The sequence below is a fragment of the Gordonia sp. CPCC 205515 genome, from assembly GCF_048537925.1.
In the GTDB taxonomy this organism is placed as follows: domain Bacteria; phylum Actinomycetota; class Actinomycetes; order Mycobacteriales; family Mycobacteriaceae; genus Gordonia.
The window spans coordinates 187721-202247 of record NZ_JBCLVJ010000016.1 but is presented as its reverse complement, the minus strand read 5'-3'; the positions used below and the strand labels follow the sequence as shown (position 1 = coordinate 202247).

Sequence of the window (14527 nt, the reverse complement as noted above, 5' to 3'; positions counted from 1 at the left end):
GAATGACATTTCCATAATCGGAAATGAATGATAACCTTTTCGGAAACAGGTGGTTGGTTGTCGAAAGGGGAGCCGTATGGCCAGGGCGTTGGCGCCAGAGATCTCGACGTGGCCCGATCAGAAACCGCAGTTGATCGGCAGTCGTTGCGGTCAGTGTGAGTTCGTGACGTTTCCGGCGCAGGACTGCTGTCCCAAGTGCGGTCGCGCGGGGATGGCGGAAGTGCTGTTGCCGCGCACCGGAACCTTGGTCGCCTGGACGGTCCAGGGATTTCCGCCCGGCGCGCCCTATGCCGGCCCGGTCGGCAAGGAGTTCGTGCCGTTCGGGGTCGGGCTGGTGGAACTCGACGGGGTGGTCCGGGTCGAAGGACGGCTGACCGAAAGTGATTCCGCCGCCATCGAGTTCGGGCAGTCGGTGGAGTTGACCATGATCCCGTTCGCGACCGACGCCGACGGCGAGGAGATATATACCTTCGCCTTCGCGCCGGCCTGACCACTCCCGAGAGGATTCTCATGACCAACGACGTCGCCATCATCGGCGTGGGACTGCACCCCTTCGGCCGATTCGACAAGTCCGCGATGCACATGGGTGCCGAAGCAATCCAGTTGGCGCTCACCGACGCCGGACTCGAATGGAAAGACATCCAGTTCGGCTTCGGCGGTAGCTACGAAATCTCCAACCCGGACGCGGTGACCCGACTGGTCGGACTGACCGGCATCACCTTCACCAACGTCTTCAATGCCTGCGCCACATCGGCCAGCGCCATCGCCCAGACGGCCGACACCATCCGACTCGGCACCTACGACATCGGCATCGCGATCGGGATTGACAAGCACCCGCGCGGCGCATTCACCGACAACCCGGCCAAACTCGCGCTCCCGCAGTGGTATGCGGAGAACGGGCAGTTCCTCACCACCAAGTTCTTCGGGATGAAGGCCAACCGCTACATCCACGACCACGACATCTCGCAGGCCACCCTGGCCAAGGTGGCGGCCAAGAACTTCCGCAACGGGGAGAAGAACCCGAACGCGTTTCGGCGCACGCCGATCTCCGAAGCCGACATCCTGTCGTCGCCGATGGTCAATTACCCACTGACGCAATACATGTTCTGCTCGCCCGACGAGGGTGCCGCCGCGGTGATCATGTGCCGTGCCGATCTGGCGCACAAGTACACCGACAAGCCGGTCTACCTGCGAGCCAGCGAGATTAGGACCCGGCGGTACGGTGCTTACGAAGTACACGCGACCTCGGCGCCCATCGACGAGGACGTGTCGCCGACGGTGTATGCCGCACGCGCGGCCTACGAGCGCGCGGGAATCGGGCCCGAGGACGTCGACATCGCCCAGCTTCAGGACACCGATGCCGGCGCGGAGATCATCCACATGGCTGAGACCGGATTGTGTAAGGACGGCGAGCAGGAGCAGCTGCTTGCCGACGGCGCCACCGAGATCACCGGCTCGATACCGGTCAACACCGACGGCGGATTGATCGCCAACGGGGAGCCGATCGGCGCTTCCGGGTTGCGGCAGATGCATGAACTCGTCCGGCAGCTGCGCGGCGAGGCCGGCGACCGTCAGGTCCCCGGCAACCCGAAGGTCGGACTCGCCCAGGTCTACGGGGCACCGGGCACCGCATCGGCGACGATCGTGTCCGTCTGACCGCCAGACCACTCCCCAGGGGACATTCGGCCGGCTCCACCAGCACTGGTGGGGTCGGCCGTTTTGCTGTGCCGCTGGGTGGGAAGAGTCCTCGGCAGACCGACGGCGCACATCTACGCTCGGCGGAAGTCGAATCAGAGGTCGGTGCCACCATGTCCAAACACGCGCCGATACCCTAAACTAGAACACGTTCCTATTTCGAGACTGGAGGTGCCATGGCGGTTGACCAGGAAATTCGCGAGAAGATCGCGGCCGATTTGTGGACCGCCGAGCAGTCGGCGGTGGCCATCGACCGTCCGACCGATGCGTACCAGGGTCTTGATGTCGTCGATGCCTACGAGATCCAGCTGATCAACATTCGTAAAGGGCTTGATGCAGGTGCGACGGTCGCGGGCCACAAGGTGGGCCTCGCATCCGAAGCCATGCAGAAGATGATGAACGTCGACGAACCCGACTACGGGCATCTGCTCGACAAGATGCAGTACTTCGAGATGACCCCGATCGACCGGTCGACGTTGTGCTATCCGCGAGTCGAGGTGGAGGTCGGATTCATCCTGGGCAAGGACCTGCCGGGGGAGGGCTGCACCAACGACGACGTCATCGACGCGGTCGAGTGGGTGGTGCCGTCGATCGAACTCATCGATTCGCGGATCAAGGACTGGAAGATCACCCTGTGCGACACCATCGCCGACAACGCGTCCTCGTGCGGATGGATTCTCGGCGAACAGCGTGTCCCGATCAGCGAGATCGACACCGGCAACATCGATGCGATGCTGCATCGTAACGGCGAGGTCGTCGCGAAAGGCAATTCGTCTGCGGTGCTGGGGCATCCGTTGAATGCGGTGTCGTGGCTGGCGAACAAGGTGGACAGCTTCGGCGTGCGCCTGCGCAAAGGTGATGTCATCCTGCCGGGCACCGCGACGCGGGCGTTCGACATCGAGGCGGGCGACCACTTCGTCGCGGAGTTCGTGGGTCTGGGCAGCGTGACGCTGGACTTTGTCTAGGGCTTCGACAAGCTCAGCCGGCGGGGAAACTTTGAACGACTCAACAAACAGGAGGCGCACGTGGCAGCCAAGCTGACCGCAGCGATCATCGGATCGGGCAACATCGGTACCGACCTGATGTACAAGCTGCAACGATCCGAGGTGATCGAGCCGCGGTGGATGGTGGGGATCGACGCCGATTCCGAGGGCATGAAACGGGCCGCCGACCACGGCCTGATCACCATGAGCGGCGGAGCCGACGAACTGTTGGGGTCGTCGGACAAGCCGGACCTCATCTTCGAGGCGACCTCGGCGTACGTGCATCGCGAGTATGCGCCCCGTTACGAGGCTGCCGGGATCACCGCGGTGGACCTGACTCCGGCCGCGGTCGGCCCGGCGGTGGTACCGCCCGCCAATCTGCGTGAGCATCTCGATGCGCCGAACACCAACATGATCACCTGCGGTGGGCAGGCCACCATTCCCATGGTGCACGCGGTGTCCTCGGTGGTGCCGGTGCCGTATGCGGAGATCGTCGCGTCGGTCGCCTCGGTGTCGGCGGGTCCGGGTACCCGCGCCAACATCGATGAGTTCACCCGGACGACGTCGAAGGGGATCGAAACCATCGGTGGTGCGGATCGCGGCAAGGCGATCATCATCCTGAACCCGGCCGATCCGCCGATGATCATGCGCGACACCATCTTCTGCGCAATCCCGGAGGATGCCGACACCGACGCGATCGCCGAGTCGATCCATCGTCGGGAGAAGGAGATCCAGGCCTACGTCCCCGGCTACCGACTGCTGCAGGACCCGCAGTTCGACCCGCCGAGCGTGCTCAACGGTGGTCATGCCCGGGTGTCGATCTTCGTCGAGGTCGAGGGCGCCGGAGACTTCCTGCCGCCGTACGCCGGCAATCTGGACATCATGACCGCCGCCGCCACCAAGGTGGGCGAGGAAATCGCCAAGCAGAAGTTGGGAGTCTCGGCATGAGCACCACGCATCCGGACCTGATGGCCAACGCGCGCAAGTATTCCGACGACCTCGACATTCGGATCACCGACTCGTCACTGCGCGACGGCAGTCACCACAAGCGGCACCAGTTCACCGTCGATGAGGTGCGCGCGGTCGTCGGTGCGCTCGATGATGCCGGTGTCCCGGTCATCGAGGTGACCCACGGCGACGGTCTGGGTGGGTCGTCGTTCAACTACGGGTTCTCCAAAACGCCGGAGCAGCAACTGATTGCCGCGGCCGCCGAAACCGCCAAGCGGGCCAAGATCGCGTTCCTCATGTTGCCGGGACTGGGCACCAAGGACGACATTCGGGCCGCGCAGGACAACGGCGGGCAGATCTGCCGTATCGCCACCCATTGCACCGAGGCCGACGTGTCGATCCAGCACTTCGGACTGGCGCGCGATCTCGGGCTGGAGACCGTCGGCTTCCTGATGATGAGTCATTCGCAGCCACCGGAGGTGATCGCCAAGCAGGCGCGCATCATGGCCGACGCCGGCTGCCAGTGTGTCTACGTGGTGGATTCGGCGGGCGCGCTGGTGCTCGAGGACGTCACCGACCGGGTCGCCGCGGTGCGCGCCGAACTCGGTGACGACGCGCAGATCGGCTTCCACGGGCACGAGAATCTCGATATCGCCGTGGCCAATTCGATCAACGCGATCCGCGCGGGCGCCCAGCAGATCGACGGATCGATCCGCCGGTTCGGCGCCGGTGCGGGCAATACCCCGACCGAGGCGTTCGTCGGGGTGTGCGACAAGCTCGGCATCACCACCGGCGTCGACTTCATGAAGATCGCCGACGCCGCCCAGGACGTGGTGCGTCCGGTCATGCCGTCGGAGTGCCTGGTGGATCGGTCGTCGATGATGATGGGCTATGCGGGTTGCTACTCGAGCTTCCTCAAGCACGCCGAAGGGCATGCCGAACGCTACAACGTGTCGGCCGCGGAGATTCTCATCGAGGCCGGCAACCGGAAACTCGTTGGCGGGCAAGAGGACCAGCTCATCGACATCGCGCTCGAGTTGAAGAAGAAGCAGGACGCGAACGCGGGGGTGTAGAGGTCACCACCGCTCGTTGAGCGCGACGAGCGAGCGCAGCGAGCCCGACGCTGGTCGAAGCGAGTCGCCGAATCCCGGCATCAGCCACAACTCTTCGCACTGCTCGCGTGCACAGTGCACACAAGCAGTGCGGAGAGCTGTGGCTGATGTTGGCTCGGGCGTCAACCTGCGGTGAGATCCAGGACCGCCCGAATGAGGTGATCCTCGTCGATGCCGTGGTGACGGTAGACATCCTCGAGTGATCCGGACTGGCCGAAGTTGCTGACACCCAAGGCCTTCGACGGCACCCGGTTGATGTTCGCGAGGAACGACAGCGTGTGCGGGTGCCCGTCGATGACGCTGACCATCGGGGCTGCGCGATCGGCGGGGAAGATCTGATCCAGAATCCACGACGACGCATCGCCCTGCCCATTGCGGGCCTGCAGTGCCTCGAACAGCAGACCCGGGCTGGTCACGACGACGACGTCGACATCGATCCCGATCTGCGACAGACGATCTGCCGCGTGCAATGCTTCGGTGACCATGGCACCGACGGCCACGAGCGTGGCCTGCGGCGTCGCTGCGCGACGAAGGACGTATCCGCCGGCGATGACATGTTGGCGACGACGTTCCCGTGCCGCCGGATCGCTGGGCACCCCCGCCAGCGATTGTTCGACGGGTCGCGTGGAGAGCCGCAGGTAGGCCGACCGGCCGCCGGGTTTGCCCATGTGCGACAGGCAATCCAGCAGCGTCCACTCGACGTCGACGGCAAAGGCTGGTTCGTAACTGACGCAGCCCGGTTGCTCCAGTCCGATCGACGGGGTCTTGATCGATTGGTGCGCACCACCTTCCGGCGCCAGGGTGACGCCGGCCGGGGTGCCGACCAGAATCGACTGTCCGCCCGCGTAGATACCGTAGGACCACGGTTCCAGCGCACGTTCGACGAACGGGTCGTAGAGCACGCCGATCGGGAACAGTGGCTGTCCCCACCGGCTCCACGTGGCACCCAATTCTCCGATGAGTCCGACCAGGTTGGTCTCGGCGATGCCGAGTTCCATGTGCTGTCCGGTGGGGCGTTCCCGCCAGTGCATCAGGGTGTCGCTGTCGTCGTCGAACCAGTCGCGCCGTTCGGCGGGCGACCAGACGCCCACCTTGTTCAGCCAGCCGGCGAGGTTCGTCGACGAACTCACGTCGGGGCTGACGGTGACGACCCGTCGTGCCACGTCCGGGGCCTGGCGGGTCAGGTCCAACAGTGTCCGGCCCAGGGCTGCCTGCGTGGTGGAAACCGAACTGGGCGTGCGACCGGTGTCGGTCGGGACGGTCAGCGGTGGCGGCGCCGGAATATGTTCGCGTTTCAGCCGTTTGGCCACCGCTGCACACAATTGCCCTGCGGGGCTGTGTGTGTCGAAGCGCTGCCACGGATGGGCCGGATCCTCACCCAGCTGATCGGCGAGGTCGGCGAACTGCTCGACGGTCAGCAGCGACGAGTGATTCTGCGGATGCCCCTGCGTCGGAAGGCGGTAACCCTTGACGGTGTAGGCGAGGATAACCGTCGGCCGGGTGTCGTCGATCTGCTCGAACGCGGCCCGCAAGGCGCTCAGGTCGTGACCGCCGAGGTTACGGATCGCGGCGAGCAATGCGTCGTCGTCGAGGTCGGCGATGACCGAACTGATCTGCTCGCTGCCGGACCCGTCGCCGGGCAGTCGGGTGCGGATCTCCTCGGCCGAGCAGCGCAGCAGCCGTTGGTATTCCGGGTTGGGCATCTCGGTGATACGGGTGCGCAGCGCATCGCCGCCGGGGCGCGCGAACAGCTCGTCGAGGAGTCGCCCCCATTTCACCGTGATGACCTGCCATCCCGCGGCGGCGAACATCGACTCGATGCGGCCCGCGGCGATGTTTGGCACGACCCGGTCCAGTGACTGGCGGTTGAGGTCGACGATCCACACGATCTCGCCGAGTTCGGGAACCGAGGTGTCCAGGACCGCTTCCCAGACCGCGCCTTCGTCGAGTTCGGCGTCACCGACCAACGAGTACTGTCGTCCCGAGCCGCCGCTGCCGAACGCGGTGTTGACGTAGCGGCGGGCGAAGGTACCCCAGATCGGGGCGGTCGCGCCGATACCGACCGAACCGGTGGAGTAGTCGACCGGATCGGGATCCTTGGTGCGACTCGGATAGCTCTGCAGGCCACCGAACTCGCGGAGCTGCGTGAGCTTTTCGGTGTCCAGCGAACCCAGCAGGTGGTTGATGGCGTGCAGCACCGGCGCGGCGTGCGGCTTGACCGACACCCGATCGCCCGAGCGCAGCTGGGAGAACCACAGTTCGGTCATGATCGACACCATCGACGCACACGACGCCTGGTGCCCACCGACCTTGAGGCCGGACGGGTTGGGCCGGACGCGGTTGGCGTGATGCACGATCGCCGTCGACGTCCAGAGGACGCGATTGGCGATCTGCTCCAGGGTGGCGTTGGTGTCGGTGCTTTCGGCGCCGGTGGGTGGGGGAGAAACGGTGGTCATCGTGGGGCTCCTGATGGTGCGAGGCGGACATGGGGCGCGGAAGGGATCTGCTGCTCGCGCATGACCGGCGGTGGCGGTGGGACGCCAGACGTGTGTGGTGGGTGGCCGGATCGCGACCACCCGTCGTGTCCTGAGTGTGTGCAGAACATGATCGAGTGTGGGCCGGGTGGAGCGGACTGGTCAACGGGTACCGGTGAGTTTGAGCATTCTGCCCATGCGATCTGACCACTCCCCCAGGAGTCAGGGCATTCTGCGTACCTGGGCGAGTGTGTGCCCATCCGCTCCCTGAACAGCCCGCGAGCGTATCGAAGGGTCTCGCGAGCAACCGATCAAGACTTGTCGGACCCCCGGTGTAGCTTGGAACCAGCAGGAAAACGAGATTGATGAGAGGCCGCGCGACCGGAGTTCCGGGAGTCGCGACAGAGATGAATGTGGGCGTCCTGCAGCCATGTCCGCATCTGTCGAAAGGCTTCTCGTGTCCGCGACTGCAGGGTTCCCGACGCCGCTATGGCGTGGGCTCCCGGCTGCCTTCGTGGGTGGTATCGAGGCGGGCGACGCGGATGAGGCGCCGATCAACGACGTGCTGCTGGGCATGAGTGATGTGGATCGTGGGCGCTCCTATCTGGCCTACTGCGATTACCAGTTCGCGCAGGTCGTCTTCGATCGGATTGTCGCGCCGCGCGAGGACACCGACGGGTTTGTGGTCGACGGGTTCGCCGACGCCGCCACCCGAATCGCTCAGCAGCGCACCCTGACCCGCCACCAGGCCGAGACGCTGCTCAATGAGGCGATCGTGGTCCGAGACCGGTTGCCGGATGTGTTCGAATGCTTGGGTGACGGGGTGATCTGCCAGCGGCAGATTCAGCAGATCATCGTCGATACCGATCTGATCGACGGCCAGTCGTACGCCCCGTATGTGGATGCGGAGATCGCGAAGCGGTTGCGGGCGGGTACGTATTCGTTGAAGCGGTTGCGTGACATGGTCGATCGGATCGTGTTCCGTCACGATCCGGATGCGGTGCGGGAGCGTCGCAAGGATGCGGTGGACAAGCGTGGCGTGTGGGTGGACAAACGCGCCGACGGGACCGCTGAACTCACGGCGGTGATGTCGGCGGAGAACGCGCGCATCGCCTACGCCTGCATCGATGTGCTGGCGGATCGGGTGTGTGAGCATGATGGCCGCACCAAGAACCAGCGGCGTTCCGACGCCGAGTTCGCCCTGTTGACGGGCAGCGAGTTCGGGTGTGAATGCGGGGGTGAGGAGTGCCCGATCACTGCGTTGACTCTCGAGGTCGAGGATGACTCCGAGATCGACGACGTCAAGACAGACGACGTCGAGGCCGACAAGGTTGGGACCGACCAGCCTGGGAGTGGCGTGCCGTCGACGGCGCTCGTTCCGGTGCAGCCCAGGTTCGTGATTCACGTGGTCTGCGACGAGAGCACCCTCGACGGCTCTGCCGATAATCCCGGCTACCTGGACGGGCACGGGGTCATCGACGCCGACCACGCCCGCGAACTCGCCCAACGTCCGGATGCGCGGATCGCACCACTGATCCCATCAGGGACCCCGATGAGTCCCGACGGCAGGTTCACGCTGCCCGGAGCAATCCCGTCAGACCCGTACCGGCCGACCGCATCACTGGACGCGTTCCTGCGGATCCGTCACGGCCACTGCAGCGAACCCGGCTGCACCAAGAGTGCGTGGGACTGCGACAACGACCACGTCGAAGAATACGACCACGATGATCCCCGTGCGGGTGGGCAGACCACGTCGGAGAACATGAATCCGAAGTGCCGTCCATGGCATCTGCTGAAGACGCACTCTGGGTGGCTTGACGATCAGTGGCGCGATGAAGACGGCCGGATACGCACGGAAACAATCACTCCCGAAGGCCTCGTCATCCCCGGTGAGGCCGAGACCATGGAGGAACTGTTCCCCGGGCTGCGTCGTATCCGCTACACCGCCCCACCGCAGGCTCCGCCGACCACCACCACCGAACGCACTGAACGCCCGACCCGCACCCGTAGTCGGACGGCGAACAAACATGCCCGCAGGCGGGCGGAGAGGAATCGCAACCACAAACGACACCACGAAGGACCCGAAGCGCCGTTCTGAGACACCTGCGATCAGTAACGGTCTGCGAGCAGTTGGCGGTGGTGCGCGGGGGAGCCGTACAGCGCGCGGTTGAGCGTCGCGCGCTTGAGGTACACGTGCAGGCCGCTCTCCCAGGTGTAGCCGATGCCGCCGTGTAGTTGAATCGCTTTGCCGGCCACTGCGACGGCCGCGTCGCACGCGTAGGACTTGGCTTGCGAGACAGCGATACCAGCGTCCGGGTCACCAGCGGCGACGGCGGTGACGGCCGCGCCCACGAGACGTCGGGCGATCGCCACCTGCACGTACATGTCGGCGCAGGCATGCTTGACTGCCTGGAAGGAGCCGATCGGACGGCCGAATTGCTCTCGGACACGGGCGTAGTCGACGGTGGCGTCGAGCATGGCCTCGGCGATGCCGAGGCTGTCGCAGGCAATGGATGCGGCCGCGCGGTCACGCAGGCGGCTCACAAAGTCCCCGGAGGTCTGGCAACGCCACATGTGCTCAGCGTCGACGGACACACCGTCAGCGGTGATGTCGGCGAAGGAACGCGTTGCGTCGACGACCGGCCGTGGACGCAGCTCGAGGCCGTTGGAGCGGGCATCGACATCGACCAACACCACATCGCCGCTGGCGTCGCGTGCCGGGATCAGCAGGCGATCGGCGTACGGCGCGTCGAGGACGAACGCGGCGGTACCGCTGACTGTCGCTCCGCCGGCGGTGATCTCGAGGTCGAAGGCGACGGTGTTCGTTTCCGCGGGCAACGCCACCACCACGACGGTGTCGCCGCCGGTCACCATCGTCAGCAACTCGTCGCGCGCGGGATGCCGGTCCACGCCGGCGAGTGCGGCCATCGCCAACGCGACCGACGGATACGGCCCTCGGGCCGCCGCGCGGCCGAACTCGCCCAAGACGACGGCAACCTCGGCGAAGGTCGCATCGGCACCATCGAACTCGGACGGGACATCCAGGCCGACCCATCCCGACCGGATGATCAGACCCCAGTCGACCGTCGCGTCTGGGTGTGCGGTGCCGAGCACGTCTCGTGCGACCGTGGCCAACTCCTCGTGGAGACCGGACAGATCGGTGGTGGCGGTCATCGAGTCCCTCCGGGTTCCCGGGGCAATCCCAAACCCCGCTCGCCGATGATGGTGCGCTGGATCTCGCTGCTACCGCCGGGGATCGTCCACTCCCATGAGCCCACGAAATCGAGTGCCCAACAAGCGGATTCCCATCCGCTCGAGAGCGGCTTACGCAGCCGCGTCTGGGCGGCCAGGCCACCGATCTCCGTGCCGAAGTCCATCAGGCGTTGTAGCAGTTCGCTGTAGTACAGCTTCACCACCGATGCGTCGGCGGCGCCCGGATGATCGTCGGCCACGAAGTCCGCGACGAGTAGACGCAAACCGGTCAGCTCGGTCTCCAACTGGGCGAGACGATCGGTGACTCGCGAATCATCCAGGGGGCGTGCACCGTTCGGGCCTGGTTGGGCGCAGAGGTCAACCAGCCACCGGAAGCCACCATGGTGGAGGCGTTCGGCGAGTTCGAGCATGGTCATGCCGCGTTCGGCGCCGAGTGTCTGCTGGGCGACCCGCCATCCGTCGTTCTCCGGCCCGACGAGATTTGCGGCCGGAATCCGGACGTCGTCGAGGAAGATCTCGGCGAAGTGGGATTCGCTGGTGGCCTGTCGGATCGGCCGGACGTCGACTCCTGGTGTCCGCATGTCCAGGAGAAAGTACGAGATCCCGTGGCGCTTGGCCGCATCGGGGTCGGTGCGCGCCAGCAGCAGACACCAGTCGGCGTGCACGGCTCCGCTGGCCCAGAGCTTCTGCCCATTCACCACATAGGCATCGCCGTCCCGTCGAGCCGCGGTGCGAATCGCGGCCATATCCGATCCGGCGCCCGGCTCGGAGAAACCCTGACACCAGATCTCGCCGTCGAGGATCGCCGGTAGATGGCGGCGACGTTGTTCGTCGGTGCCCGCCCCCAGCAAGGTGGAGGCCGCGTGGTGGATGGAGACGAATGGGAGGACCAGGCGAGGGGCGTCGTGTGCGGCCAACTCCTGGTAGAGGGCCACCTGTTCGGCCACCGACATGCCGCCGCCCCACTCGGCAGGCCAATGCGGCACAGCAAATCCCGCCTCCCGCAGCTGTCTGAACCACGACTGCTGGAACTCGACGAACTCCGCGTCGGAGGCTCCGGTCTGTGCTTGTCTCCAGTCGCGGGGCACATGGTCGCGGCACCAGGCACGGACCGTGTCGCGGAACTCCGCGTCGCCAGTCGTCGTAAAGGTCGTTGCGGCCATGGTCATCGGCGTGCCCGAGCGGCGATCGTTTCGAGCCGTCGACGGTGCTCGGCGGACTGCATGGTGACCTGTTCGGCGGCGAATCCGGCCTGCAGTGGACCGCCCAGTGCCGCACTGAGGTACATGTTCACGATCCGCTTGGTGCTCTGTAGCGCCTCGCGTGGTTGCGCGGCCAACCGCTCGGCGAGGTGTTGGGCCTCGCCCATGAGGTCGCCGGGTGTGGTTGTGCGACTGGCCAGTCCGAGTTCGACCGCGGTCGCGGCATCGATGCGATCACCGGTGAACAAGTATTCGCGCGACCGGAGGATGGGGGTCAGCAAGGGCCAGAATGCGGCCCCACCGTCGCCGGCGACCAGTCCGACCGCGACGTGCGGGTCGGCCAGATGCGCGGTCTCCGACATGAGGACGATGTCACAGAGCACGGCGATGCTGCATCCGAGTCCGACCGCGGGCCCGTTGACCGCGGCGATCACCGGCAGCGGGAACCGCAGGAGTTCGTCGATGATTTCGGCTCCCTCACGCAGACTTTCGTCGCGGGCCGCCGGGTCGTCGAGAAAGGTGGTGATCCAGCCGAGGTCGCCGCCGGCACTGAAGGCACGCCCCGACCCGGTGAGGATCACGGCGGCGGCGTCGCGGTCGGCGGCGATCTGCCGCCACACATTGGCCAGCGCCCAGTGCAGTTGTTTGTTGACGGCACCGAGATCGTTGGGCCGGTTGATGGTGACGATGCGGATGGGCCCGTCGGATTCGACCACGAGTTCCTCGGGGAGGTCATAGGTCACGGGATCACATCCTCGATGTCGGAGCCGGTGAAGCTCACGTCGAGGCCGACCCGTCCGACTCGATCGGTCAACACCGCCTCGGTCTCGGAGAGTCCGAATGGTAACCGCCGCAGAGGGATGCTGTATCTGGACAGCCACGACAGCGTCGTCTCGTCGCAGAAGCCGCTCGCACCGTGCAGCTGATGCGCCACCCGGAACACCTGTTCGGCGGCTTCGATGGCGGCGATGCGGGCGGCCAGGACGTCGTCGAGTGCATCTGGGCTTCGGCTCTGCAGACTCCAGAGTGCATGCTTGGCAAGGACATCCAGGCCGATGCGTGCGACTTCGGCCTCGGTGAGCTGGAATTGCACACCTTGGAGCTTGGCCAGCGGACGACCGAACTGCTCCCGCAGCAGGATGTGTTCCCGCGTCAGTTCGATGGCGCGGTCGAGCATGCCCAGCAGGGTCCAGATGGGCAGCACGAGACCCAGCGCGGCATCGTCGGTGCCGTTCTCGTCGTGGGGACGGAGGTCGAGTCGGGTGACGAACGCCGATGTTCGCGGTGACCCGGTGGCCGGCCGGGGAGTGGCGATGCTGCGACGTCCATTCATATCAACTGCAGTCCAACGTAATTCGAGGTCGGCAACTGCGCCTCGGGGATCGTGGTCGGCGACCACGAGCAATCCGTCGACGTCGATATCGGTCGGCCGGGAGAGTCGTTCGGCGATGGGGTAGGGCACGGCCCAGTGTCCGGCGGCCCGGCAGAGCGCGGCGGCCGCCTCGAGTTCTTCGGAGTTGCTGCGCGGATCGAGGTCCCAGGCACCGAGATCGGCGAGGACCGGTTCGAGAACTGCGGCGCGACTACGTGGTTCGAGCTCAGCCGACTGGGCCAGCTGATCACCGCCTGCTGCTTTGAAAGCGTCCCGGGCGGCGATCCCGTAGTCGCGGGCCTCGATGCTCAGGTCGATGTTCATGAGGCCGCCAACAGGTCTCGGGAGAGCAGAATCTGCTGCATCTCGATACTGCCGGAGGACACCGTCGCGGCCTGCGAGTAGGCCCAGTGGTAATCGGTGTCACGGCGGAACAACTCGGTCGCCGGGTCGTCGCCGGTCGCATGGGCGGCGATCTCGATGAGGACTTCGGCGCTCGTCTGGTCGAGGCGGGTGACTGCGATGCGGTAGGCAGCCGAATCACCGGGCCGCACTCGGCCCTCGTCCTGCATCGAGACCACGCGATAGGCGAGCAGGCGGGCGCGCCGGCACCGCAGCAACTCGTGGACCCACCGGGTACGCAGGTCGTCGGGGAGGTCGTCCCAACTGTCGCCGAGGACCTCGGGTGCCCGGCGCAGCAACCGCTCACACTTGGCGTAGCGGGCGATCCCGACACGCTCGAACGCGAGTACCTCCTGAACGACCTTCCATCCGTCGCCCACTGCACCGAGGACATCTGTCTCGGTGACGCGCAACGAGTCGAAGAAGACTTCGTTGAGGTGGTGCGGACCGAGCATCGACCGGATCGGCCGGACCTCGACGGCGGGGTCCGACATCGGCACCAGGAACACCGTGAGCCCCTCCTGTTTGCGGCCCTCGGTGGAGGTCCGGGCCAGTAGGAAACACCAATCCGCCATCCCCGCATACGACGTCCAGATCTTCTGGCCGGAGATGCGCCAGCCGTCGCCGTCGCGGCGTGCAGCGGTACGCAGGGAGGCGAGATCGGATCCCGAACCCGGCTCACTGAAGCCTTGACACCAGATCGTCTCGCCGCGCGAGATGAGCGGAAGATGCTGGTGCTGTTGGGCTTCGGTGCCGTGACGCATGAGAGTCGGGCCCACCCAATTGACCCCCATGTACTGCGCGCCGCGGGGTTCGTGATGGGCCCACATCTCCTCGCGCACCACCGTCTGTTCCCAGATCGACGCGCCGCGACCACCGAACTCCTCCGGCCACGCCAAGCACAGGAGACCGAGGTCGGCCAGGTGTCGGCAGAAATCCTGGGCGGTCTGCAGGTCGGCCGGATCGTCGGTGAATGCTCCTCGGTAGCCGGCCGGTAGTTGCTCGTCCATCAGGCGGCGGAGTGTACGGCGGAGTTCGATGGCCGCATCGCCCATGCTGAAGTCCATGCGACCCACCCTACTTCAATCCTTGTAAGGATTGAAAGCTTTGATGGATCGAAGCCGGC

The 14527-nt window shown here is 65.7% G+C and carries 12 protein-coding genes; 6 read left to right on the top strand and 6 right to left on the bottom strand.

What is annotated here, in order from left to right; translation table 11 throughout:
• Positions 1-76: 76 nt before the first annotated feature.
• From AAFP30_RS23135 to dmpG, 5 genes are all read left to right on the top strand, one after another.
• Positions 77-490 carry a Zn-ribbon domain-containing OB-fold protein gene (locus AAFP30_RS23135; protein ID WP_419232374.1) on the top strand — a complete coding sequence of 138 codons (414 nt, stop codon included), beginning with the start codon at positions 77-79 and terminating at the stop codon, positions 488-490.
• A gap of 20 nt (positions 491-510) precedes the next feature.
• Positions 511-1656, top strand: a complete 1146-nt coding sequence (locus AAFP30_RS23130; RefSeq protein WP_419232373.1) for a thiolase family protein — start codon at positions 511-513, stop codon at positions 1654-1656.
• 215 nt (positions 1657-1871) lie between these two features.
• Positions 1872-2660, top strand: coding sequence for a 2-keto-4-pentenoate hydratase (locus AAFP30_RS23125; RefSeq protein WP_419232372.1), 789 nt, complete (start codon positions 1872-1874; stop codon positions 2658-2660).
• A gap of 60 nt (positions 2661-2720) precedes the next feature.
• A complete protein-coding gene (locus tag AAFP30_RS23120; protein ID WP_419232371.1) occupies positions 2721-3626 on the top strand; it encodes an acetaldehyde dehydrogenase (acetylating) in 906 nt (301 codons plus the stop codon).
• A complete protein-coding gene (gene dmpG, locus AAFP30_RS23115) occupies positions 3623-4699 on the top strand; it encodes a 4-hydroxy-2-oxovalerate aldolase (RefSeq protein WP_419232370.1) in 1077 nt (358 codons plus the stop codon). Before AAFP30_RS23120 ends, dmpG begins: the two co-directional genes overlap by 4 nt.
• A 161-nt stretch (positions 4700-4860) precedes the next feature.
• Here dmpG and AAFP30_RS23110 read toward each other — a convergent pair whose 3' ends face one another.
• Positions 4861-7194 (bottom strand): transketolase-like TK C-terminal-containing protein, encoded by a 2334-nt coding sequence (locus tag AAFP30_RS23110; protein ID WP_419232369.1) that lies wholly within the window; start codon positions 7192-7194, stop codon positions 4861-4863.
• Between the two features lie 475 nt (positions 7195-7669).
• Between AAFP30_RS23110 and AAFP30_RS23105 the strand changes: the two genes are divergently transcribed.
• A complete protein-coding gene (locus AAFP30_RS23105; protein ID WP_419232368.1) occupies positions 7670-9310 on the top strand; it encodes a DUF222 domain-containing protein in 1641 nt (546 codons plus the stop codon).
• A gap of 11 nt (positions 9311-9321) precedes the next feature.
• Here AAFP30_RS23105 and AAFP30_RS23100 read toward each other — a convergent pair whose 3' ends face one another.
• The 5 genes from AAFP30_RS23100 to AAFP30_RS23080 are packed head-to-tail and all read right to left on the bottom strand — an operon-like array spanning position 9322 to position 14468.
• Entirely contained in the window at positions 9322-10386 is a 1065-nt protein-coding gene (locus tag AAFP30_RS23100) for an acyl-CoA dehydrogenase family protein (RefSeq protein ID WP_419232367.1), read from the bottom strand.
• Positions 10383-11588 carry an acyl-CoA dehydrogenase family protein gene (locus AAFP30_RS23095; protein ID WP_419232366.1) on the bottom strand — a complete coding sequence of 402 codons (1206 nt, stop codon included), beginning with the start codon at positions 11586-11588 and terminating at the stop codon, positions 10383-10385. The genes AAFP30_RS23100 and AAFP30_RS23095 overlap by 4 nt, the downstream gene beginning before the upstream one ends.
• 2 nt (positions 11589-11590) lie before the next feature.
• Positions 11591-12370 (bottom strand): enoyl-CoA hydratase/isomerase family protein, encoded by a 780-nt coding sequence (locus AAFP30_RS23090; protein WP_419232365.1) that lies wholly within the window; start codon positions 12368-12370, stop codon positions 11591-11593.
• Positions 12367-13323, bottom strand: a complete 957-nt coding sequence (locus tag AAFP30_RS23085) for an acyl-CoA dehydrogenase family protein (protein ID WP_419232364.1) — start codon at positions 13321-13323, stop codon at positions 12367-12369. The genes AAFP30_RS23090 and AAFP30_RS23085 overlap by 4 nt, the downstream gene beginning before the upstream one ends.
• The gene (locus tag AAFP30_RS23080; RefSeq protein ID WP_419232363.1) at positions 13320-14468 is read right to left on the bottom strand and encodes an acyl-CoA dehydrogenase family protein; all 1149 of its coding nucleotides are present in this window, start codon (positions 14466-14468) and stop codon (positions 13320-13322) included. Before AAFP30_RS23080 ends, AAFP30_RS23085 begins: the two co-directional genes overlap by 4 nt.
• Positions 14469-14527: the final 59 nt, after the last annotated feature.

Bases quoted from the DNA above. Each gene is read 5' to 3' on its own strand.
- AAFP30_RS23135 (WP_419232374.1), top strand. From the start codon at position 77: ATGGCCAGGGCGTTGGCGCCAGAGATCTCGACGTGGCCCGATCAGAAA.
- AAFP30_RS23130 (WP_419232373.1), top strand. From the start codon at position 511: ATGACCAACGACGTCGCCATCATCGGCGTGGGACTGCACCCCTTCGGC.
- AAFP30_RS23125 (WP_419232372.1), top strand. From the start codon at position 1,872: ATGGCGGTTGACCAGGAAATTCGCGAGAAGATCGCGGCCGATTTGTGG.
- dmpG (WP_419232370.1), top strand. From the start codon at position 3,623: ATGAGCACCACGCATCCGGACCTGATGGCCAACGCGCGCAAGTATTCC.
- AAFP30_RS23110 (WP_419232369.1), bottom strand. From the start codon at position 7,194: ATGACCACCGTTTCTCCCCCACCCACCGGCGCCGAAAGCACCGACACC.
- AAFP30_RS23100 (WP_419232367.1), bottom strand. From the start codon at position 10,386: ATGACCGCCACCACCGATCTGTCCGGTCTCCACGAGGAGTTGGCCACG.
- AAFP30_RS23095 (WP_419232366.1), bottom strand. From the start codon at position 11,588: ATGGCCGCAACGACCTTTACGACGACTGGCGACGCGGAGTTCCGCGAC.
- AAFP30_RS23085 (WP_419232364.1), bottom strand. From the start codon at position 13,323: ATGAACATCGACCTGAGCATCGAGGCCCGCGACTACGGGATCGCCGCC.
- AAFP30_RS23080 (WP_419232363.1), bottom strand. From the start codon at position 14,468: ATGGACTTCAGCATGGGCGATGCGGCCATCGAACTCCGCCGTACACTC.